This is a genomic window from Algoriphagus resistens (assembly GCF_001442615.1).
Taxonomy (GTDB): Bacteria; Bacteroidota; Bacteroidia; order Cytophagales; family Cyclobacteriaceae; genus Algoriphagus; species Algoriphagus resistens.
Map to the genome: position 1 here is coordinate 620,587 of NZ_LMXN01000001.1, position 23,690 is coordinate 644,276.

Sequence of the window (23,690 nt, forward strand, 5' to 3'; positions counted from 1 at the left end):
TTGAAAATAGTCTTTATACATATTACTGCGGGGAATGATTTTTACTCCGCGATGATTAGATTATCAATAGCATCTGTGAGAGCTTCTAATCCAGAAGCTACGATTACTCTTTTGATAGACCATTCGAGGTACAATAAAGTTGAAAATAGTAGAAATTTCATTGTAAACGAGGTAGATGAGGTTCTTGTGCAACATACACCTGATGGTACGCCTGCATTTAAAAGTAGGTATTTGAAAACAAATTTGGGTAAGCTTGTAGATGGTCCTTTTGTTTTCTTGGATTCAGATACTTTTGTTCGAAAAAGTTTAAAATCAGTTTTTCAAAGTCATTTTGATATAGCAGGGTGCAAAAATCTAAATAGAAAGAAGGTACATGAGCAAATAAATGGGCGTGATTTAGCTATTTTAGAAGGGATAGGATGTGATTTATCTGACAGAGACTATATAAATAGTGGTGTTCTTTTTTTTTCCGGAACAGAAAAATCTAAACGATTTTCTGAGATATGGCATCAAGAATGGTTAAAGTCTTACTCAATATCAAAGGAGATAGTTGATCAACCAGCACTATATTCAGCCTTCTCTAAATTTGAAATAAATTTCAAGCTTCTATCTGATGATTTCAATTCTCAAGTTAAGACAAGATTCTGGTTTAAAACTTCTGAATTCAATTCTAAAGGCTATTCAAACTTGGAGTGGGATTCCACTATTTGGCATTTTTTTGCTTCAATTGAGGAGTTACAAATCACAACAGAGTTTGAAATGGCTGTGAATGAACTACTAGCCAAAAATAAATTGGATGAAATTAATATTCATAGAATATTAAAACGTAATCATCCATGGAGATCTTCAGGTTTTCTAGATGAATTGGTTATTGATAAAGTGTTAAAATCTTCAAAGATTAATGGCATTTTGAAACTTTGGATCTCTGGTGATAGAATAGGGGCAATGAAAGAGTGGTTGTTAAATAGGTTTTATAGGTTTTGAGATATACACTTTCCATAATAATCCCATGTTTCAATTCAGGTGTCTTCCTTAAGGAAGCTATTGAAAGTTGTTACAGGTCTGAATTTCAGGATTTCGAAATTATTATAATCAATGATGGATCTTATGATAAAATCACATTAGAATTATTTATGGAAAGTTGGCCACAAAACTTGAAAATAGTAAATCAGCAAAATAAGGGAGCTGCAGCAGCTAGGAATTTTGGGGTTTCGCTAGCGCAAGGTGAATTTCTTTTGTTCTTAGATAGTGATAATAGAATTTGGCCTGATTATTTGACGAAAGCTCTACAAATAATTAGACAAGACTCAAAAATAGCTGTTGTTTATAGCAAACCTTATTTTTTTGGGGGAGAAGAAACGCAAGAAACCAGTCGTTTTGATGTAAAAGACTTTTCATTAGACTCGTTATTGGCTGGTAATTATATAGATATGTGTTCCTTGGTTCGAAAAAGTGCTTTTAGCGAAGTTGGAGGATTTGATGAAAATAGGGAGATTTTTTTTGGAGAAGATTGGGAGCTTTGGATAAGAATAGCTCATGCTAATTGGAAATTTCGATTTCTGAATGAGGTGGTTTTTGACTATCGGATTCGAAAGGGATCTTTAATGGATCAAATAGATCAGGAAAGATGCAGGCGTACCCTTCAATACGTGGGTTCGAAGCATGGGTTAATGATTCATAAGCATTATAGAAAGTATTATCGTATCGTGGAGAAGATGCAGACAAAACCTTTTAGGTATTTTATTAGAATTTTGTATTGCAAGTATATCCTCCGCAAACCATTTATAAATTAAAAATTTGAATAAAATTTATTTTACTCTCTGCTCCAATAATTACTTAGCGCATGCAGCTACTCTCGGAAAATCTATCAAGCAATATGATCAAGAGTCAAAGTTTATTATTGGATTGGTAGATAAGAAAGATTCTACTATAGACTACGGACAGTTTTCGTACTTTGAGATTATCCCCTGTTTTGATCTAGGGTATTCAGAGTTTACTGAGATGCTAGTTCACTATAATATTATCGAGTTCAATACAGCGGTAAAGCCTTATTACTTTGAATATTTATTTCGAACTAGACCTGAGGTAGACCGCATCTATTATATAGATCCGGATATTTTACTGTATCAACCAATAGAATCATTTGATATTGAATGTGACGAAGCTGATATTTTACTTACGCCAAATTTAGTTTATTTGCCAGAATCAACTTCCACCGGAGAACTGGCATCTCTCCGTCATGGGGTGAATAACCTAGGATTTATTGGGATAAAGCGAGGGACACAAGGTTTAATATTTATACAATGGTGGAAAGATAGACTTAGGACTCATTGCAAAATCGATAAATGCAGAGGGATATTTGTGGACCAAAAATGGGTGGACCTGGCTCCACTTTTTTTTGATCGAATCAAATCCATAAAACACCCAGGTTGGAATATGGCATGGTGGAATTTTTCTGAGCGTAAATTGCTGAAGTCCGGTCAGACATTGTATGTAAATTCAGAAGAATACAAATTGATTTTTTTCCACTTTAGTGGCTTCAAACCTGGTAATCGGCAGATCACTGAGCGGTTTCAGTCGGATGAGTTTACGATTGATGATGATCACTTGCTACAGTCTCTTTTCGATGATTATGAGAAGCGTCTGTATTCCAATGGATTAGAGTATTTAAGTAATGTCAAGCCTCTCTTGCAGTTTAAGGAGGTTCCAGATTCTTCATGGATTAGATTTGGTAAAAAGGTCAAGTCCAAATCCAATAACCTTATCTTTAGAATTTTTAAAGTATAAATGGATTCCTTTCCTGGAATAAGTATAATCATCTGCACTCACAATGGAAGTGCGCGTTTAACACCCACTTTAGAGGCAATTTCAAAGTTGAATGCTGAATTCCCCTGGGAAATAGTAGTTATAAATAATGCTTCAACAGATGAAACTGCTACCGTTGTTAAGAAATTTTTTACCTCTCACAGCAGTAAAAAGTTGAAATGGAAACTAGTCGAGGAAAAGACTCCGGGATTGGTTTATGCAAAGTTTAAGGGAATTGCAGAATGTTTATATCCGTATTTATTATTCTGTGATGATGATAATTGGTTGTTTCCTGACTATTTGGTTAATGCTGCTGATATTCTTTCAAAGAATAATCAAATAGGTGCATTAGGAGGTAAGGGGATAGCAGTATTTGAAGGAGAAAAACCGAATTGGTTTGAGAAGTACTATTCCACTTTTGCAGTTGGAAGCCAAATCAATCATTTAGGAGATAATTCAGCAAGACTGGGATATGTTTATGGTGCAGGTGCTATTTTTAAAACAAATATTCTAAAAGAAATTATAGATTCAGGGTTTCAATTAGCGCTTACAGGAAGGAAAGGTGATATCTTAATTTCTGGTGAAGATGTTGAGCTTTGCTATTTAGTACAAATCAAAGGCTATGAGTTACATTACAGTGAGCGATTGGCTTTTTACCACTGGATACCTAGAAAAAGAACTGATTGGGAATATTTTTTGAAAGTAAAAGAAGGAATTACACACAGTTCTGCATTCCTATTTTCTTATCAATATTTTTATATGAATAAGAATAGAGGTGTTATTGCCTTTACTCGGGCTTTGTACTGGAAACTTCTAGTTGCATATTTAATTTATCACAAAAATAAGGTTAGACCAACTAGAGGTATTATTAACTTTGACTTAGCGATTAGGATATTAAAAGCAAGGAAGCATTCACTTAAAAAGGATTTTTATCTAGCAATCACCCATTTTAAACAATTAAAAGAGTTCTATTGATGCCTGATATTTCTATAATTATACCATTTTTTAATGAAAGAAATACATTAGAGAAAGCTATAAATTCTGTTTTAATTCAAGATTTTAAAAATTGGGAATTGATCTTAGTGAATGATGGGAGTACTGATGATTCATTATCTATTGCTCAAAACTTTGAATCTTCGAGAATTCATATTCTTTCTCAGAAGAATCAAGGAGTTAGTGCCGCTCGTAATAGAGGAGCTGATCATGCAAGTGGAAAATGGTTAATTTTCTTGGATGCAGATGATTTGCTATTAGGGGACGCTTTGGACAATTATTATGGAAAAATGTCTAATACTAATGCTGGGCTCATCAGATCAAGTTATACTAGAAGAGTATGTCTTGAAAATCAAAATTGGATAGAAGAAAAAAATAGGAAAACGGCAAAAATCCCGGGCAGTTTTGCCATTCTAACAAAAGTTTTTTTTGAGGTAGGTGGCTATGATGTAGATTTTTGTTATGGAGAAAATTCAGAATTGTTCCGAAGATTAGAGTTTAAAAAAATCATGACCTCCCATTTGGATAAGGATACTTTAATTTATTTTGATAAGGAAGGAACTCAGAGTAAAAATATTCATGCGATTATTTCGTCAAATAAATTGCTAATTGAAAAATATAAAGAATACTTTGAATATTATCCTAAAGAAAAACAAGTTTATTTACAAATTTTGGGTGTTTGTTATCTAAGGATTGGTGATTATAAAGCCGCTAATGAAATTTTGTGGAATGCGTATTTACTGAATAAGTTAAATTTCAGAACATTAGCTCGATGGGTTCTAAGTCTTTCGCCATATGTCTCAGAAAAAATTTATCCGAGAAGGGTTAAATATATAAATGAATAGTTGTCTTATATTATATAGAGGTCCTCTCCAAAGATCAAGGCTTACCTTAATTATTTCTTCCTATTGTATGTCATATGATACAGTTGATTTTGTATGGCTTTTACCACATGCTAAATATTTTGACGATGTAGTATTTGGGGATTTTATGAAAAAATTCGAAGTGAATTCTAGTAAAGTGATTTCAGGCAGGATTTCGAATATTTTAAAAACAAGGATTTATCTTAAAGAAATTATTAATGAAAGAGAATATAAGAAAGTGGCTTTGGTGGGTACAACTTCCAGATTTTTCTATTTCAAGAATAGTAAAGAAAAAGTCGATTGGTTCATAAATGGTGTTCCAGAGGAAAGACTTATTCATGATAATTCTCCTACGAATAAACTAAGAGTTAGAGCTTTTTGGTATTTTACTAATTTGTTCAAAGAGGTAGACCAAGTTGTTGCTGTTTCCTCATATATGGCTGAATATTTGAGAAATAAAGTAAATGCAAATGGTTTCTATTTTGTTCCAAGTGGGATTTATCATCTAGAATCAAAGCTTAATGTAGATAGAGGGCTTAAGATGGTTTACTCAGGGTCTGGTGCCCCATGGCAGTGGATAAAAAGACTCTCCCTTTTATGGAGAATGATTCACGAAAAGGAGCCGGATGTAGAATTTCTTGTTATCTCGAGGGATAAAAGATGCGTCCTGCTAAAAGAGGGCATTGATCCTAAAAATATTCAATTTAAACAAGCAGAAAATGGAGAAGATGTTTTTTTATATATGCAGGAAGGTGTATTAGGGTTTTTAATTAGAGAAGAAAATATTGTAAATCATGTTTCATTCCCCATTAAATTTGGAGAATATCTTGCAGCTGGCTTGAATGTGATAGTTTCTGATTTTAATTGGTCTTGTGCAGATTTTATTAAAAAGAATGGAGGTGGGCTCCTTGTTGATAATGATGATATTCAAGGTTCTGTAAATAGAATTATTGAATTTTATAAGGGATTGGACAAAAAATCAGAATTAAAAGCTATTGGGTTAAGTAAAAGTTTAAGATTTGATAATTCTCAGCAGCAATTGATTCAAATAATTCGTGCTAATTTTTAAGTGGGGAACAGGAATATCCTTCTTAACCATGAAATGTTTTTTTCCATTGTAATTCCATTTTACAATCGAATGGATTATTTGGGATATGCAATTGAAAGTGTACTAAACCAAAATTATTCTAACTGGGAGCTAATCTTGGTGAATGATAGTTCTTCCGATAAATCTGTTGACGTAGTTAAAAAATATACCGATAGTAGGATAAAGTTAATTTCTCTTTTAGTTAACGGAGGGAATGCCAAAGCTAGAAACGAGGGGTGGAAGGCCGCTGTTTCTGATTGGGTGGTGTATCTAGACAGTGATGATTGGTTGGAATCAAATTACCTGGAAAATTTGTATCAAAGTATTCAAGGCTATCCAGAAACTAGCTTTTTTTGGACTGGGGTTCGTTTTATTAATTCTCATTCTAAAATTCTGAAAGAAGAATTCTGGCAACCGAGGGAGAGTCTTCCAGGATCAACATTCTTTGATGAATTAAGAATTGGAACCAATTGTGGTGTCGCATTCAAACGAGAATTGCTTGAAACTCACCAAGGATTTGATGAGTCTTTTAAAGCCTCAGTTGATAGAGAGTTTTTTCTACGGATATCAAAAGAGGAGAAAGGGCTAGGAATTAATAAGATTCTAGTCAATTGCCTGATAGGTGATCATGAATCTGTAAGGAAGAATTATGCCTCACAATCAGAAGCATACAATAAATTAATTGCTCTACATCGGCAAGAGATACAATCTACTAATTCTCGAAAAAAATGGTGGTATCATAAAGCAATGTGGCTCGCACTTTATTGTGGAAATACTGCCATAGCCCGTGCCTATTTGCTAGCTATGAATTGTCCTATAAAGTCACTCTTACTTTATTCTATATTTTCTCTTTTTCCCCTTGGTATGGCAAAGGATCTACATAAAAAATTGGCCTAAAGCAATGATTAAGAATTATGTAAAAGCTTATTTACAAGAAAATATTTCGCTTGATGAAACTTTGTGCCTACAACTTTCTAATCCTTCAGAGAATGATTTTTTGATCTTGAAGGAGTCTCCTGGAGGGTGGTCCATAGACAAGCATGTGGCCGAAGCTTTAATGCGTCTGGTGGAAAAAAATAAGATAACAAGAGTAGTAGAAGTAGGAGCAGGTTTCTCTACCGTTGTATTTTACTATGTGCTTTCCAAATTAGGTTTAGACTATGAAGTATTTTCTATGGAAGAGAATGTTGATTGGTTTAAGATTCCAACTGTCTTGGAAGCCTTGGTAAATGTGGAAGCTTTGCAATTTCATACCGGAGACCTTAAATTTGTCTTTGGATATTTTGGTATCCACGCAACCTATAAAATACTTGAAAGAGAAAAGCTTAGTCCGGGAGTGGAACTAGTATTTATAGACGGTCCTCAGTATTACTATGGTAGAGAAGGAGGTTTAGATGGGATATATGACAAGCTGAAGGTTGGTTGCTTGATTATAATGGACGATACGGAGCGCTATACTGAGCAATGTGTGATATATAAATGGTTAAAAGTATATAAGGGGCTTCAACTTATATACCATAACGAATATTTTGGCGATAAAGGATTTTCAATCTTGATGGTCGAATCACCTTTGACGAAGCAATTTTCCTTGAAAGCTTATTCCTTAGGATTGATGCAAGGGATTAAACGGGTTACCAACTATAGGAGAATTATTAAAAAGCAAGCCTTAATAAAATCTAGTATAAAATTTAATAAAACAGTTTGAAGCTTCTCTTCACCCAAGATGCACTTAATAACGGTGGTGCTGAGCGCAGTCATTTAGAGATTTTATCCAGGTTTTCGAGGGAAGTGGATGTTTCCTTTGTCTATCTCTATCCCAAACATGATTTAAAACAAGAGTATGAAAAAGCCGGCATACGGCTTATTTTTTTGGATATTCCAGAATCCTACCATTTGCAGTTGGCTGTTTCCCGGTTGGTAAAGCTGATACGTTTCGAAAAACCAGATATCCTCATCTCTTCTCTTTGGAGAGCAGATGTGATTACCCGTATTACTTCCGTAATTACCGGCGTTCCATTAATTGGAACCTTGGTAAATGACAGCTACGCACCCTCAGCCTGGAAGGATAAAAAAGGCTTGAAATACAAAATAGTGTATTGGCTGGATCGCCTGACTGCCGGAATACCGACCCATTGGATCGCCAATTCCCAAGCTTTGGCAGATTCACATGTAAGGACGCTGGGATTGGATGCGAAGAAGATTTCTGTGATTTATCGTGGGAGGGAAGTCCCCACGCTGATCGGGATTTGCAATCCTGATGTCATATCCCAGGAATTTGTAATTCCGTTTGCTCCTTCTCCGCGGTCCATGCCTGCCCGTCCGTCAGGGGGATCCCCACAGACCGAAACCACCGAAACTTCCATCACACACGAGGCATTTCGTTTTATAACCTACGGTCGTCTACTGGAGCGCAAAGGCTTTCAGGATGCGATTCATGCATTTAGGCAAGTGATTCAGTCTTATCCTAATTCTACGCTCACTATTTATGGTGAAGGGCCGTATCGAACAGAGTTGGAAAATTTGATTATAAAGCTGGAACTAAAAGGCAAAGTCACTCTTCCGGGTCATGTCTCTGGCCCAACTGCCTTACTAAAGACTGCCCACTGCTTTATCTTCCCATCTTGGTATGAGGGTTTTTCAGGCACACTGGTGGAAGCCATGATGGCCAGTATGCCAATCATAACTTCGGATATCCCCATGAACCTGGAGGCTGTAATCCATCAGAAAACTGCCTTGATTTATCCTGTGAACAAGTTTGAAATACTAGCTGAGCAGATGAGCTTTGCATTAAATAATCCTGAACAAATGGCAAAGCTGGGGGAAGAGGCGCGCAAAGTAGCTATGGAGAAATTTTCCATAGACAAAATTGCCAAGGACTACGAGGCTATGATACATTCCATTTTTGAATCAGCAGGCCAGTAAATATTGAAAATAATCCAACTTATCCAGAAGCCACAGCGAAGGGGAGCGGAGATATTTGCCGCCCAACTGAGCGAACAGCTTAGACGCAATGGAAATGGGGTGTTGCTGGTAAGTATATACGAGGGCGTTGCTGAACTGTCTTTCAACGGAGAATGGATTAAGCTAAAGAGACCGATTGCTAATCGGTTTTTTGATTATAGAGGCTGGAGGGATTTTGCCAATCTGGTGAAGGAATTCCAGCCTGATGTCATTCAGGCCAATGCTGCAGATACACTTAAATTTTCAGTATTTTCTAAAATACTCTTTCGATGGAAAGTCCCTTTAATCTATCGAAATGCCAATCAGATGGGAGACTTTATACGCAATGCTTTTCACCAAAGATTTAACCAATTTCTCGTTAATCAGGTTACTTCGGTAGTCTCTGTGTCCAAAGAGTCCAGAACAGATTTTCACCAGACCTTCAGCTTTCCACAGGATAACTCAATTGAAATTCCCATTGGCATTGTACCGGAAGAAATTGAGCTGATGCAGCAAGAAAAAGATCCCGTAGATCTTCCAAAGTCTTTTATCATTCAAATTGGAAGCTGGGTTCCTGAAAAAGACCCGCTGGGAATGTTGCAAATTTTCAAAGAAGTCTTAAAATCCCGACCGGATCTTCAGCTGGTTTTTATGGGTTCAGGTCCATTAGCTGCTAAAATACATCAGAGCATAGAAGATCTGGGATTAAAACACGCTGTTCACCTGATTGCTAGCCAACCCAATATTTTTGCTTACCTACAGTATGCTGAAGCCTTGGTTATGCCTTCTCAAATCGAAGGGCTTCCTGGTGTAATTTTGGAAGCCATGTACTGCAAAGTTCCAGTTGTAGCATATGGAGTAGGGGGAATTCCTGAGGTATTGAGTTCCGGACAGACAGGATGGTGTATCCAGCCCAGTGACCAGAAAGCTTTTTGCGAAGCAATAGTAGAGATCTTAAATTCTTCTAAAACACAAAAATCCACCATTATCGACCAAGCCCACACTCAGATAATCACAGATTTTAAACTTTCACAGATAGCTTCCCGCTTTGAAGATTTTTACAGGAGTTATTTAAGATAGTCTAATGCAAACTTTTTTATGACCAAGCAGTTAGTATTCAGTCGGTTATAAATGCTAAAATAATCACCTCTCAAAACTTCAAACAAATTATGTAGTCATCAACAATGTTTGCATTTTTTTCCTGATTAGTCCTAACAAGACTTTATATTCCTCAATCGCTGTCAGCAACTTATAGCATCACTTATTTTCCTCCAAGATCTTTCTGATCGCCTCATTCATCTGCAGCATCGTCTCCATCATCTTCATCATTACTTCAGTTTGATTTTTATCTGCATAGTTCGCTCTGACATTTCCAGAAATTGAGAATGGTGAATTTGTAAGATGTTCTATAATATGCCCTGGTTGTGCAGATAATAATTGGAGTGGATCGATTTTAAAAAACTCAGAAACCTTCTGGACCATATCCACTGTGATCTTGCTCTCGCCTCTCTCGTACTTGGTATAGGTTGCTTCCTTAATGCCTAAATATTCTGCAACCTCCAATGCTTTGGTATCAGTCAATTTACGGTACATATAGAAATTCCTACCGATTTGTTTATTCTCCAAAATGGTGAAATCTGATTCTTCTTCTTCTCTCATGGTAATGTGGTTTATGGTCAAAAATAGGGCTTTTGAGCCTATTCAATGCGTTTTTTTGCAAAAAGTAGTTTAAAACTACTTTTCATAGAGTTTATACTACCGAATTTATTCTTTTTTGATGAAATCTCTAGTTAAAATTGTGTAAGAATCATTTCATATGGAGGTTTTTGAGACAATTTGTGCCTTTTTCCTTTCTTCTTCTCTTTATCGAGGAAAAGGCAGGTACTTATTTGCACATTTTGAAATTTTGATTCTGACTGCTCAACACGGTAGATGGCTATCTGCTTATGATCGCCTGTATCCCCTGAAGCCCAAGAATCCGATCTAAGGATGGGATTACTTTTTCTCCCTGATTACTTCCGCTAGGTTCTTGTGCACTGCAGCGGGACGATTCACAAATATCAGGGAGTGACGTCTTACCCATGGCACCGGGTATGATGGAGATCATCTGCTGCAGCGGATCAACAGCTCCATTACTTCACTTATTTCTAAATAGTTAAAAAAGCCCTTGGAGGCTTGAGTGGATTACTATGTCCAATTCTCAAATCCATCAAGGCATTTATTGGCATGAAAAAACATATACGCTCATGCTTCCTGGCATCGCTATGCCTATACGGAAGCACACTGTTGGCACAAGTTTCTGATTCACCCGGGGCGGATTTTCTTCATAAATCTAGCCCCACAATCTCCTATGGTTTGGGAGACACCCATCGGGGCGGGGAGACCCACTCCGATACTCTTCCGGAGAATAGTGGTTTGGTTGATCACTCCGGGCAAGGGCAGAAGGGCAAAAGCTCTTCTGTCCAACCGGAGGGAATGCTCTACCTGGAAATTGCCTCACCTAATCCATCGGATACACTATGGGTCACTTTCTGGGAGCATTTGATCAATGAAAGACTGACGGTCACTCCCGGAATTACGCTGCCTGTCATTAGAAGTCCAGGGGATTTTCTCGATAGAAGTTCCCACAATGCTGTGTATGAAATTACCTTCCCGGCATCATTTAAAGACGGCTTTTTTTCCATTCGCAAGGGAAGCCAGACTCTTGTCAGGCACTGGTATTTTTCTTCTGCTGACAGGGCAAGGGTACGGTTTGATCTGAATTCCGGCAAAGTGCTTTTTGGCGGGCCTGCATCCGCCTTCTACCGGACACAACATGAGCTGGATGTGTTGTTTGCAGAGGAAAGCTATAACCGGAATCCGGTGATGGTCACCCGGTCCAGAGAAAGCCTATTTCAGGACAGTAGCTCCAAAGCACGTTATCAGAAAGTTCTGAACAGACCTGACGATATCCATACCGGCATGGATATCCTGGTTCCCGGAGAGAACGGCTGGGATTATCTCAGGCCAATTCTGGAAAGGGAGCCCAGTTCTCATCCTGCGTGGGATTTACTCGAAGAAAAATCCGCTGAGTTAACCGAATGGCAGCTCTTTTCCCTGAGCGCCAGGCTGACCGGACAACTTCTTTATGCAGGGGTACAAAAGGCTGAATTTGCAGAATCCGAATTGAAGCAGGATCCGGATAAAACACAGCAATACCTGGACTGGATCAGGGGATTCACGCTGGAGAAGCAGGTATTCACCCATCCAAGGCTGGTAGATGCATGTCTCCGGAATGCTTCCTTAAAATCACGACTGGAGGGGACTTCATTTTTTGCACAGGCAGAAAAATACGGTTCCGGAATAAAGGATGAAGTCATTGCTTTTTATGTCCTTGACAATTTTAACCGGTTGGGTGAAAGACTTCCCGAAGTACTGGAAATGAGCCTTTCAAGGCTCACTACCCCATGGATTTCAGCGCGTATTTCTGAGCTGACAGCAATGCAGGGCAAAGTGCTCAGAGGCGACCTACTCTGGGATATGGATGGAAAGACAGTTGACCTGAGGGATTTCAGGGACAAGACCCTGTTGATCCATTTTTGGATATCAGGATGCAAATTCTGTATCCACGAATATACGACTGTGCTGAATGGGCTTGCCGAGAAATACAGATCCGACCCTGATATACTGGTGATATCGGTCAATGTGGGAGACAGTCCCGAAAAATGGAAACAAAGCATCGCATCAGGCAGATACACCTCAGCAAGTATGCTTAATCTCCGGGCAGATAAAGATAAGGGCTTTACAGAGCATTACCGCATATATTCCTTTCCCCAGAAAATGATCGTAGCTCCCGGTTCCAAAGTCCTCCTGCAGACCATCAACAGAATGGAAGCAGAACAACTGTCCCTGAAGCTGGAACAGATCAGCGCTGATTATCCAAATCCAGACCACACCACCCAAGCACCGCATCTATGAAAAAGAAACTACTCCTATATTTTATTGCCTGTCTTATGCTATTGAACTTCCGGGCTATCGGGCAAACAACTGCAACCCTACAGGGGTCTGTAGCCTCATCTGATGGGATGGAGTTGCCCGGTGTGCTTATTTCACTGCGCGATACGGAAATCAGAACTATCACAGATGAGGCAGGGGAATTTAGCCTCAATGCCCCCGACGGAGAATATACCTTGAGCGCTTCCTATATCGGTATGGAACCCTTTAGTATATCAGTCACCATACCCGGGGATGATCCCATCCGTATCATTTTGAAGCAATCCGATTACGAACTGTCCCAGGTGGATGTGGTGTCCACAGGATATCAGGAACTTCCAAAAGAGCGGGCAACAGGTTCATTTGCTTTTTTGGACAGTCAACTGGTGCAGCGGAAGGTGAGTCCCACCATTCTGGACAGGTTGGAGGATGTCACTTCAGGCCTGATTTTCAACAGAGGCTCAAATGCCTCAAACGACCCGTTAAGCATCCGTGGACGGAGCACCATTTATGCGAATACTTCCCCTTTGATCATCGTCGATAATTTCCCGTATGACGGCCCTTTGGAAAATATAAATCCCAACGATGTGGCTAGCGTCACTGTACTTAAAGATGCTGCGGCAGCCTCTATCTGGGGAGCCAGGGCAGGAAACGGTGTTATCGTCATCACTACCACAAGAGGTAAGTCAGACCAGCCCATGCAGGTAAGTTTCAATTCCAACGTCACAGTTACCGAACCCCGGGATTTATACTATGTACCACAGATGTCCATACCTGATTTTATTTCTATTGAGCAGGGGCTGTTTGAAAACAATTTTTACAGAAACCTCGAAAACAATTCAAACAAGCCCAAGCTCCCTCCTGTGGTGGAAACTTCGATTGCCTTGAGAGATGGGCTACTATCGCAGGCCCAGGCCGACGAACAGCTGAGGCTTTACCGCCAATCGGATATCAGGAAAGATATAGAAGAGAATTACCTGCGTCCTGCCATCAACCAACAATATGCCGTTTCTCTGACTGGGGGCAATGCAGGCCATACCTACAATATATCCTTGGGGTATGATCAGCTGGGTTCAGATGTAAGAGGCAACGATGGCAACAGATGGACCCTGGCAATAGGAGATGAGTGGAAGACACTTCGGGACAAGCTTGAAATAGGATTACGGGTCAACCTTGCCAATCAAAACTCCCATACCCGGACGGAGCTGGCCAAGGGGTATGCTTATGACAGGCTGATGGACAGCAACGGAAATCCATTGCCCGTAGCGAACCTCTACAGTACCCGGTATATCAGTTCGGTAGAAGGGGAAGGCCTGTTGGACTGGCGATATATTCCGTTAAATGAAATCGGGAAGCAGGATTATACCTCCAGATCCTATGATTTCAGGGTTTCTCCCTCAATTCAGTATGCGCTGACCCCAGACCTGAAAATCGGTCTCTTTTATCAGTACTGGAAAAATATGGGGACTACCAGAAACCGGGCACCACTGGACCTGTTTTATACCAGGGATCTGATCAATAAATACACCCAGGTACAGGAGGATGGGAATTTTTCATATCCTATCCCCAAAGGAGATATATTGTCCACAGCCCAGTCCGAATCTTTTTCCCATACGTTCAGGCCCCAGCTGACTTACGTCAAGGAGTTAAATTCCAAGCATTACATCAATGCGATTGCCGGGATGGAGATAAGGGATTTACAGGGGCTAAGCTGGTCGGACAGATACTATGGTTATCAGGATGATATGGGGATCAGCATTCCGGTTGATCTGGTGAACAGGTATCCCTACTACCATAATCCCGGACAACAGGTGACTGTACTGTCCAACAGTGGGCACGGGGGCAATACAGATCGTTTTCTTTCTTATTATACCAACTGGGGATACGATTACAGCCACCGGTATTTTTTTAATTTCAGCGCCAGAAAAGACCAGGCAAATATTTTCGGAGTGGATGCAAACCAACGGGGAGTCCCGCTCTGGTCGGTAGGCGGGGCATGGATTATTTCAGAAGAAAACTTTATGAAAAGCCCGTCTATGCCCTTCCTTAAACTGAGAGCGACCTTTGGCTATAGCGGAAATGTGGATAAAAGCCTTTCCTCGGCCGTTACGGCACAGTATGTGAATTTCCAGTTTTATGATGCACTGCCGCATCTGACAGGGGCTACCATACTAAACCCGCCCAATCCGGATCTAAGATGGGAAAAAGTAAGGACCACAAATCTGGCACTGGACATGGAAACCCAGAACGGTATGTTCTCCGGTACTGTTGAGTATTACTCCAAATATTCCAGGGATCTTTTAGGCGAATATTCAGTGCCCTCATCCACCGGTAGAACCAGCTTTAAAGGGAATTTTGCGGAGACGCAGGTGAGGGGAGTGGATATTTCCCTGTCCGCGAAGATTTTCAGGGATTCCTTTAAGTGGACTGCCAGTCTGCTTTATAGCGGGCTCAAAGAAAAGGTGCTGGACTTTGAAAAAGAGCCCACGGTAAATGACCTGCTAAGTTCAGCATTGAGCTCCTCTCCTTATCCGAAAGTGGGAAGACCGCTGTTTGGGGTTTATTCTTATGCCTGGGCAGGATTGGATCCGGACACAGGGGATCCGATGGGAATACTCGATGGGGAGCCAAGCACAGATTACCTCGGCATTTCCAGAGCGGCAACCAGTGATAATCTTCAGTATCACGGGCCTGGTAGGCCTACCAATTTCGGCGCGTTTAGAAATGATTTTTCCTATAAAGGATTCAGTCTTTCTGTGAATGTATCCTATCGCTTTGGATACTATGTGAAAAGGAGGTCAATAGATTACTACACGCTTCTAAGGGGGGCTATAGGCCATGGAGACTATGATCTGAGGTGGAAGAATCCCGGGGATGAGCAAGTCACCCAGATCCCGTCCCAGCCTCTTACGGCTGACTCAAGAAGGAATGCCTTTTATACCAATTCGGCTACGCTGATTGAAAAAGGTGATCATATCCGGCTCAATGATATCCGGTTGGCCTATACCCTTTCCCAGTACACTACCGCCTGGTTACCGGTTAAATCTGCCCAGATTTATGCCTATGCCGGCAACCTGGGTATCATCTGGAAAGCTTCAGGTCAAAGGCTTGATCCGGATTATCAATACGCCAAGCCACTCCGGTCAATTTCCTTCGGCCTCAAACTCGATTTCTAGTATAAATGGGGAGGGTTAAAAACAATAGCTCTGTAAGGCTTCCGGACAGTTTTCCAGACTCCTTTTTACCGCTAACTTAAACGATAAACAAAATGAAAATAAACTATATATCAATTCTGTGGATGACAGCACTAATCTGCTTTTCTTCCTGCCAGGAATACCTGGATGAGAAACCTGAGAAATCAATACTTGTTCCTTCCAGTGCCGGGGATGTTCAGGCACTTCTTGACTATTACCCAAACCTGAATCAAAATTCACTTCTAACTTTTATCATTTCTGATGACTGGGAGACTACTGAGGAAAACTGGGATGGGTTAAGTCCATGGGAGCAGAATGCATACCTGTGGAAGACGGAAATATTTGAGCCCAATACGCTGTCCACTGATTATATCAGGATTCACAATCAGATATTCACCGCCAATGTTTGTCTGGAGGTATTGGATAAGTTGGCAGTAAATGAGGATATCAGCAATCTGCGGGGAGAGGCATTGGCACTTCGCAGTAGATCAATCTTTGAATTGTCGCTTTTGTTTCTGCCCCATCCTTTCTCACCGGATGCGGATGATATCCGAATTCCGGTCCGCCTAAAGCCTGAAATAAATTCGGAGCCCGAAATTCTTGGGATTCATGAGACGTTGGAAATAGTCGAGCACGATTTACTTGAAGCATTTTCTTTACTGTCTGAAAAAGGTGCGTATAGGACCCGTCCTGACAGGATATCTGTTCAGGCGTTACTGTCAAGACTTTATTTATATCAACAAAGGTGGGGAGATGCAAAGGAGTCCGGCAAATATGTCATTGGTTCAGAGTATAAGCTAATGGACTTTCATGAAATGGATAGTTCTTCTTCTTACCCCTTTGAGTTGTTCAATTCAGAAATGTTGCTTTACGGGATCACCAGTAGTTTCTCTGTGACCGCCAGTTCTGCTACGTATATCAATTCCGATCTGTATTCCCGGTATGGCGAGAAGGATCTTAGGCGCAGCTTATTTTTCACATTGGATCGGGATAGTCTGCCGCTCTTCAAAGGGTCTTACCTTGGTGATTATAATCTGTTTACAGGAATAAGTTTGTCAGAGGTTTATCTCACGCTGGCAGAATCTTCCATTAGAAACGGTGAGCTTAAAGAAGGGCTTACTTATTTAAATGCATTGGGGGGACATCGCTATCTGGATTTTGAAGAATGGGATGTTGCCACATCCGATGAAGCACTAGGATTAGTACTAAATGAAAGAAGAAAAGAATTGGTCTTTAAAGGGACACGCTGGATGGATATGAAACGCTTGCGGAATTTGGGTGACTTCGATTATCCGGTCAGGGAAATCAGAGATGAAGTTTTCACACTGCAGGCCGGGAATCAGTTTACACTTCAGTTACCGGCACTTGAAATTGAGTTGGAATCATTGTAGAGCAGAGAGCCCAGATTTATTAAACCTGGGCTCAATGGTCCTGATGTTCACGCTCTTATTTTAGCGGTGCAACACCTCTGTTTACAAACATTTTATTCTCACCAGGGCTCAATGGTTCACCACCGTCATCGTCATAAAGGCAGTGGGCATTTTGTGCACTATCACAAGTATAAGTGGTAGAACTCGGTGGAATGTCCGTCACATTGATGTAGGTGTCTTCATCTACTTTTCCCCACTGTTCTGTTTCGGGACTGGTAAAAGCAAATGCGGCAAAAGCAGCAAATGCAAACGCAATTAGGGGCAACTTGCCCTCGAGCTTCTTCATATAGTGTCCTGTTTTTTAACAGATCAAAAACAGGTGAAACCGTTTAGGGTTGTCTGCAGGGAGTTCATGCTCCCGACAGGCATGGTTAAAGTACCTACTCTGGTTAAGGGTTTTCGGCTTCTCCCTTCTGCAACGCCGAGTGTTGACAGGCCTTTCGACTCCCTGTCTTAGAAAGGGACGGTGCAATTTTTTGTAGCTTTTGGAAAATAAGTTATCCTGCAAAGCTTTGTTATTTTTTGGGTGGGGATCTGACCAATGTCCCTGCCCGTTTTTTACTTCATGTTTGGTTTAGCAGTTAGTCTTTAATCGGGTTTATAGGTTAAATTTGGACTATAGTATAGAAATGTTATGTTTCTATACTAGTTATAGCTTAACTACCTGTTAAAAGCCTGGGGCATATTCCTTGGGCATATTCCTTGGGCTTTTTTCTTGGGTTTTGGTGTACTCCAAAAATACCCAATGCGAGCAGCAGCAGATTCAACATAAAGTGTTCTGCCCATCCCAGCGATTCAATGATCCCTGCACAGTTGCACGGAACCCTGGGAAAAGCCCCCACCCAGATCAGTCCCACGTAAGAGGTGAAGACGGTGAGCAGGAGAATACTTGAGAGAAATCCCCACCATCTGGTTACTGAAAAGAGCAGGAGCCCGGCAATCAACAACTCTATGATTGGTACTGCATAAGCCAACACTTCTGCCAGCTCTGCAGGAAAGGTTTGGTTGTGAAAGGCATTCCTGCTATCGGTAAACCTGACCAACTTGTCCATGCCTGTATAGGTCCAGACAATGATCAGTATCAGGCCTGAAATCGACTGAAAATCCCATTTAAGGGTGGCTTCCTTTTTCATAGTTGAAAGCTAGAAACTCCTAAAACTGTGAATTCACAAGGTGGGAGAAGGGGCTAAAAAATCGGACAATGTCCTAAAATTGAGCATTTTGGAATTTTTTTAGCTAGAAATTTAGGTTTTATTAAAAATTCAGTTTTACCTGAATGTTAAGTTTATTGGTCATCGGAGTGTATTCCGGTATTAGTGTTTTGCCTTTTTTGATTAGTTTTTTTTAGGGCATTGGTACCTTTTTTAAGAGGGTGTGGAGTAAAAATTGGTTGTGTTACAAATTGTTTAATCTGATGTCTCATGCATTGGAAAGCTGTTGAATTAAAACATTTACTTGATCCTCAGGATGTAGTTTCCAAGGAAGCCTATCAAAAAGTTGGGGCGTATATCAAGTACAAATCAGCGTATTGGGGCCAAAGAAGATTGCTTGCTTTGTTCCTAAAATACCCTTCTGTCCAAACCCCTAATCCTAATTCCCCAATCCCAAAACCTCCAAATAAACCTGTTCCAATTCATCCACCATTCTCTTCATGCTGAACTGATCGATCACACGCTGTCTTGCTGCCAGTCTCATGCTATCATGTAATTCAGGATTTTGAATCAACGTACAGCAATAATCGCTTAATTCATTCCAGTTTTCTATAGAAGTCAGGTACCCCTGCACCCCTTGCTGGATTACTTCACCTATGCCTCCGGCACTGGTGGCTACAACGGGTACCTCACAGGACATAGCTTCAAGCATGGCTATAGGCAAACCCTCAAATTCCGAGGTGCTCAGGTAAATATCCATCAGGGATAAATAAGGGACCACATTTTTCTGTACTCCTACCAAATGAAAATGAGACTCTTTACCTGATTTTCTGATCTGCGCTTCAATTCTTCTTCTCCATTCACCATCACCAACCAGCATAAAATGGGTTTCTGGACAACATTCCAAAATTTTCAATGCTACCTCCACCCAGAGCCATAATCTTTTTTGGGATCTAAATACCGCCACGACTCCAATAACAGGCGCTGCAGCTGGAATAGTAAGAGAGCTTTTAAGATCTGCAATTACCTGATACTGGCCATCTGGCACTTTTATTTCTCCAGATATGGTATTTAAATCGTACCCTGCCCCGGTAGCTATCGGGCGTTGGTTCTGGATTCTCACAAACGCATCCGTGTTCACCCCATTTTGTATCACCTTAAGCTTCATCCTTTCCCCACGCTTGTAAGGATCCCATATTGAATTCAGACGCATGGACAATGCAACCTCATTGGATACAGCGATAGCCACGTCCTGTTTTTTGAAGCTGATACGATTACCCCAATAAGAGAGAGCATTATACCGCTCCCAGGTATTATGCTCAGTATAGACGATGGGTATTTTTAAGGAATTGCCAACAGATCTACCCAAAATCCCTGCCCATGGCAAATGTGCATGGATGATGTCAATTTCATATGTCCTGATAAATTCCCTCACCTTATTGACCTGAAAAAATAGTCCCAAATTGCCTGAGGGGATAAGCTGAACCTGGATCCCGGCTCTTTGCAGTTCGGATACTATATTAGTATCCTGATGGTAAAAATAAAGGCAATGGAATTCAAATTGTGTCTGATCATGAACCAATGCCGTTTCCGGAATTAGCTTTTCAGCGCCCCCTCGCCCCAGGCTTTTGATCAGGTGTAATATTTTTATTTTCCTACCTGCATCCTTTACATCCTCTGTCGCCACTTCAATTTTCATTAGTTACTATTCATCATTTTAAATTCCCTAAAAGACATCTAAGCCTTCTATGCCTATGGTTATTATAGGCTCCCGGGAAGGCAGCAGCCCTTCAAGTTTACATTATGCCCAATTATACAATAGACCAATTAAATTATCCGATGGTGATATTCTTTTCCCTCAGCTAGGTTGGCATAATCCATAGTTTCGGGGCAGCTAGCCGAGATCATTTGCTCACTATCAGCCAATTTGTTTTACATTTCCCATTTTTAAACTTATGCATCTAACATCCCATTTATTACATCCCATTTCCTACTTTTCCTCCCAGCTCACCCATACTCAGACTTAGCATTCCAAATTCAGATTTTAACTGCTGGTAATGGCTCATAATTTCATCCAGTTCTATCATAGCTTGAATAGGATCAGTGGCAAAATTATGGGGATGCCACCAGAGATGATAGATTTCATTTGCTTTTGCAGCTGCAGACATTTCATTCTTTACCCGTTTTAGGCGAACTGAATTGAAGAGGCTGTTTTTGGATATAGGTCGAAGAATCCTGGAGGCAGGGATCAGGAGAGGTTCATGGGGTATCTGTTGAATGGCTTCAATAGGGTAACTTGTTTTTGCGCCAACGTTGAAAAAACAATCAGCTGAACGGAACCATTTTTTACTCATATCCTCATGTTGGGTTTCCTGCCAATACCAATTCCTTGGGTTGCTTCTAGCCTGTGTGTAACCTTCTTCCAGACAGATGGGGAGGTACAGTTCATTGATGTGGTTTCTCGGGAATATCAATGACTTTAAAGCGATCCCAAATTTTTCCTGCGAAATACGCTGCGTTGCCTGCAGATCCTTTCTAAACTGCTCGGGGCTTTGGCCACGCATCAAGGTATAATAATGGGCAAAAGTATGTGAGCCCAGCTCCTGACCGGGCGTAGTGATGATTTGCCGGATAAGATCCGGTGCAAAATGTTCTGCTGGTCTTATGCCATTTGTCCTGACAAATTCGTAGGCCGAAAGTTTGGAATCTCTATAGGAGGGCATCTGAGTGGGAGAGTAGTATTGCCACTCCTCTTTACTTTCTGCGAAAAGCATTCCCACCGTGGCCCAGGTCGCATGAATTCCATTCCTGGCAAATATCTCCAGCAGATCCGGTACAATTTGCCTGGTATGTTTGAAATAGTTTGGATTATAAGTCGTTCCCACCTTGTCAAAAATCCCCCAGAGGAGTTCAAAATCAAGAGAAATGGTAAAAATACTTTTGTTCATTAATCTGGGATCAGTAATTAGGGGTTAGGGGTTTTCGAAGAAATATACCTACTGTGTCCATTCAGAATTGGTATCGTGACAGCACATTCTTCTCAGAGAATCCTTAAACTCAACTGAAATATACTTACAATCTTTAGCTTCTATTAGATGATCAATAATTTCTCCTAGTGAACCCCTGTTAGCGGCTCGGGCTTTTGTAGGTCTAAAATTAATTCGTGGTTATAGGCCTTTTTAAGATCGTTTTATATTCAACTTGAGATAAACTAGGTTTGTCTATCCAATTTCAATAGCCATTTTTCGTAATAAGTCGTCTTCCAATGTGTAGATGTGTTTTACTTTTCCATCAAAGATTAAATTTCCTTGCAAGTCTTTTACAATTTGGTGAACGGTTACTTCAAAGGTTCCGTTTGGTCTTTGATAAAATCCAACTGGCTCAACAATCGGGTTTATTTCCGTCCATTGTCTGGTCCAATATTTTCTTATTTCATCGTGTCCGCTCACATAACCGCCTTCAAAAGCTTTTGGCCATTCGACGTCTGGGTGAAATGTCGCAAGTGCAGTGTCAATTTCTCTAGCATTAAATGCCTGATACGCCTTTTTTATTAATTTCTCGAAATGAGGGATCATATACTTGTAAAATTGTCATTTGTTATAGTTGCTTTTCTCTTTTAATGGTATTCTGCATAGTTGACTGTGATGTACTTCTAGCCTGACTGCTAACAAGGAAGTGAAATCTTCCCCATCCTTCAGCAATGTTAGTTGTAACTGAACGGGTAGACCTGAGTATTTGAGAGGATAATTCAAATTTTCCATGGTTAAGCAATAGTGGTAAAACCCCATTTTGGATTCTGTTTTTTAAAAAAGGGCGGTTAATCGGCATTTCAAATTCTCAAAAGTATCCATCCCATTTTACTGCTAAATAGTTAAAATTCCCAATTCCTATTCCCCAACCACCTGCTCACTTTCTTCAATCCTTTTCCTTTCCTCCTCCACAATCCGATTATAAATCTCAGCTCGTTTTTTGATTTTGTTGGTCTTTTGCCAATCCAAAAATGCAGCGATCACAAAGAGCATATAATACATGATCTGCGATTTTTGCCGGATGATAATCCCCAGGTTTGACATCACAAAAGTCATAGATATGGAAATGGAAATAAATACCACTGCAGACATCTTCACCATGGCAGGAGCTTCCTTGATGTATTTGATAAAATCCTTATTTAGAATCTTACTGAACATATAAATGTAGAGTGCATTTTCAAAGGAAATTGCTATTCCCAGCAGATTGGGAGAGTCTAGAAAGAGCGGCCTAAACCAGAACGTGAATAGTTTCATAGGAAGACTATAAGAAGTCATATCTACACCAGACCCTGCAGATCGCAATCTTTGGGCATTCAGGCCTGATTCCTCCTCGAAGCTAGCCAGTACATTATTGGGGTCATAGCCAAGGAAAGTCAATAAATCCTCATACACGTAGATACTCATTGCAATCGCACCGATGGCTACCAGATATTTTTGATATACCGGGACTTTCTCCTTGCCCAATACAAAACCGACTCCCATGCCGACCAGCACTGCAAATAGAATATGTGGCCGTATCATGTAACATATAAACCCCCCCAGCATTATATAAGGGATTCTTTTCCCAGGCCAGGAAAGGCCATAGGTCAGAATGCCTAATCCGGCAAAAATATAGGCTCCCTTTCCAAGCGAAGCCGTCCAAAAGTGCATATTGGGAAGAAACATAAAAATTGTAATCGCATCCCAACCCTTGAATTTGGCATTAAAGCGCAGGTTCTCCTTAAAAAAGCAATAGAAATACACAAATCCCCAGAACCCTACCCAGGTACTGAAAAACATCATCATATCGTAGTTGAACCCAAGCCACTTGACAAAGGGATAATTCACCCACTCTATGAACAGGGTGCCTGGCTCAAATGCGTTAAACCAGTTTTTATAAAGGCGATGGCTATTGAAGTAATTAACGGAATCAGATCTGTTAAACTGAGCATAAGCCCAGTATATCAATCCGAATAGCATATGATACCAGTACAACTGGTTGAGCAGGCCGGCTTTGATCCATTTATGCTCTTTTTGGAGCTGGCCTATGATAGGCTGGCTCACACCAAAGAGAACTAAAATAAGAATTACTGCTCCTAACAAGGGGATCTGGTTTTTTGCTAAAGATAAAGAAGATGTGAGGCACTGGCAAAGTGAAAGTTCACCAGCTCTGTTGACACCAGTATAATTTCGGAGCCAATCCCGAAAGACCGAATTGCTTGCTTGGGCTTTGGCTCTTAAAATACC

21 protein-coding genes are annotated in these 23,690 nt (G+C 40.4%); 13 read left to right on the top strand and 8 right to left on the bottom strand.

All coding sequences use genetic code 11. From position 1 onward, the window contains the following. The 10 genes from AS141_RS02580 to AS141_RS02625 all read left to right on the top strand — a co-directional run bounded on the left by AS141_RS02580 (nt 1) and on the right by AS141_RS02625 (nt 9,768). Nucleotides 1-984 (top strand): putative nucleotide-diphospho-sugar transferase, encoded by a 984-nt coding sequence (locus tag AS141_RS02580; protein WP_157243367.1) that lies wholly within the window; start codon nt 1-3, stop codon nt 982-984. Beyond that, the gene (locus tag AS141_RS02585) at nt 981-1,793 is read left to right on the top strand and encodes a glycosyltransferase family 2 protein (protein WP_057936047.1); all 813 of its coding nucleotides are present in this window, start codon (nt 981-983) and stop codon (nt 1,791-1,793) included. The genes AS141_RS02580 and AS141_RS02585 overlap by 4 nt, the downstream gene beginning before the upstream one ends. A 4-nt stretch (nt 1,794-1,797) precedes the next feature. Next, nucleotides 1,798-2,787 (top strand): hypothetical protein, encoded by a 990-nt coding sequence (locus tag AS141_RS02590; protein WP_057936048.1) that lies wholly within the window; start codon nt 1,798-1,800, stop codon nt 2,785-2,787. Further along, complete coding sequence (locus AS141_RS02595; protein ID WP_057936049.1) at nt 2,788-3,780, top strand: glycosyltransferase; 993 nt, start codon at nt 2,788-2,790, stop codon at nt 3,778-3,780. Next, complete coding sequence (locus tag AS141_RS02600; RefSeq protein WP_057936050.1) at nt 3,780-4,643, top strand: glycosyltransferase family 2 protein; 864 nt, start codon at nt 3,780-3,782, stop codon at nt 4,641-4,643. The genes AS141_RS02595 and AS141_RS02600 overlap by 1 nt, the downstream gene beginning before the upstream one ends. A gap of 67 nt (nt 4,644-4,710) precedes the next feature. Beyond that, entirely contained in the window at nt 4,711-5,730 is a 1,020-nt protein-coding gene (locus AS141_RS02605) for a glycosyltransferase (RefSeq protein WP_057936051.1), read from the top strand. 33 nt (nt 5,731-5,763) lie between these two features. Continuing rightward, nucleotides 5,764-6,645 carry a glycosyltransferase family 2 protein gene (locus tag AS141_RS02610; protein WP_057936052.1) on the top strand — a complete coding sequence of 294 codons (882 nt, stop codon included), beginning with the start codon at nt 5,764-5,766 and terminating at the stop codon, nt 6,643-6,645. A gap of 4 nt (nt 6,646-6,649) precedes the next feature. Continuing rightward, a complete protein-coding gene (locus AS141_RS02615) occupies nt 6,650-7,453 on the top strand; it encodes a class I SAM-dependent methyltransferase (RefSeq protein WP_057936053.1) in 804 nt (267 codons plus the stop codon). Then, complete coding sequence (locus AS141_RS02620; RefSeq protein ID WP_057936054.1) at nt 7,450-8,670, top strand: glycosyltransferase family 4 protein; 1,221 nt, start codon at nt 7,450-7,452, stop codon at nt 8,668-8,670. Before AS141_RS02615 ends, AS141_RS02620 begins: the two co-directional genes overlap by 4 nt. A 3-nt stretch (nt 8,671-8,673) precedes the next feature. After that, a complete protein-coding gene (locus AS141_RS02625; RefSeq protein ID WP_057936055.1) occupies nt 8,674-9,768 on the top strand; it encodes a glycosyltransferase family 4 protein in 1,095 nt (364 codons plus the stop codon). A gap of 177 nt (nt 9,769-9,945) precedes the next feature. Here the strand turns inward: AS141_RS02625 and AS141_RS02630 are convergent, their stop codons facing one another. After that, a complete protein-coding gene (locus tag AS141_RS02630; RefSeq protein ID WP_057936056.1) occupies nt 9,946-10,347 on the bottom strand; it encodes a helix-turn-helix domain-containing protein in 402 nt (133 codons plus the stop codon). A 567-nt stretch (nt 10,348-10,914) separates the two neighbouring features. On the opposite strand from AS141_RS02630, the gene AS141_RS02635 reads away from it, so the two are divergent. The 3 genes from AS141_RS02635 (at nt 10,915) to AS141_RS02645 (ending at nt 17,245) form a co-directional block, all read left to right on the top strand. After that, on the top strand, nt 10,915-12,645 hold the full coding sequence (locus AS141_RS02635; protein WP_057936057.1) for a TlpA family protein disulfide reductase: 1,731 nt from the start codon (nt 10,915-10,917) through the stop codon (nt 12,643-12,645). Further along, nucleotides 12,642-15,836 (top strand): SusC/RagA family TonB-linked outer membrane protein, encoded by a 3,195-nt coding sequence (locus AS141_RS02640; RefSeq protein ID WP_082632140.1) that lies wholly within the window; start codon nt 12,642-12,644, stop codon nt 15,834-15,836. The genes AS141_RS02635 and AS141_RS02640 overlap by 4 nt, the downstream gene beginning before the upstream one ends. A gap of 92 nt (nt 15,837-15,928) precedes the next feature. Then, nucleotides 15,929-17,245 (top strand): RagB/SusD family nutrient uptake outer membrane protein, encoded by a 1,317-nt coding sequence (locus AS141_RS02645; RefSeq protein ID WP_057936059.1) that lies wholly within the window; start codon nt 15,929-15,931, stop codon nt 17,243-17,245. 55 nt (nt 17,246-17,300) lie between these two features. Here the strand turns inward: AS141_RS02645 and AS141_RS02650 are convergent, their stop codons facing one another. From AS141_RS02650 to AS141_RS02675, 7 genes are all read right to left on the bottom strand, one after another. After that, nucleotides 17,301-17,570 (bottom strand): DUF6520 family protein, encoded by a 270-nt coding sequence (locus AS141_RS02650; protein WP_057936060.1) that lies wholly within the window; start codon nt 17,568-17,570, stop codon nt 17,301-17,303. 370 nt (nt 17,571-17,940) lie between these two features. Next, nucleotides 17,941-18,417 carry a MauE/DoxX family redox-associated membrane protein gene (locus AS141_RS02655; protein ID WP_057936061.1) on the bottom strand — a complete coding sequence of 159 codons (477 nt, stop codon included), beginning with the start codon at nt 18,415-18,417 and terminating at the stop codon, nt 17,941-17,943. Between the two features lie 457 nt (nt 18,418-18,874). Next, the gene (locus tag AS141_RS02660) at nt 18,875-20,134 is read right to left on the bottom strand and encodes a glycosyltransferase (RefSeq protein ID WP_057936062.1); all 1,260 of its coding nucleotides are present in this window, start codon (nt 20,132-20,134) and stop codon (nt 18,875-18,877) included. Nucleotides 20,135-20,411: 277 nt separating this feature from the next. After that, nucleotides 20,412-21,383 carry a polysaccharide deacetylase family protein gene (locus tag AS141_RS02665; RefSeq protein WP_057936063.1) on the bottom strand — a complete coding sequence of 324 codons (972 nt, stop codon included), beginning with the start codon at nt 21,381-21,383 and terminating at the stop codon, nt 20,412-20,414. Between the two features lie 273 nt (nt 21,384-21,656). Then, a complete protein-coding gene (locus AS141_RS02670) occupies nt 21,657-22,010 on the bottom strand; it encodes a nuclear transport factor 2 family protein (RefSeq protein WP_057936064.1) in 354 nt (117 codons plus the stop codon). A gap of 22 nt (nt 22,011-22,032) precedes the next feature. Further along, nucleotides 22,033-22,263 carry a four helix bundle protein gene (locus tag AS141_RS25880; RefSeq protein ID WP_082632141.1) on the bottom strand — a complete coding sequence of 77 codons (231 nt, stop codon included), beginning with the start codon at nt 22,261-22,263 and terminating at the stop codon, nt 22,033-22,035. Nucleotides 22,264-22,322: 59 nt separating this feature from the next. Beyond that, a complete protein-coding gene (locus AS141_RS02675) occupies nt 22,323-23,546 on the bottom strand; it encodes a hypothetical protein (RefSeq protein WP_057936065.1) in 1,224 nt (407 codons plus the stop codon). Nucleotides 23,547-23,690: the final 144 nt, after the last annotated feature.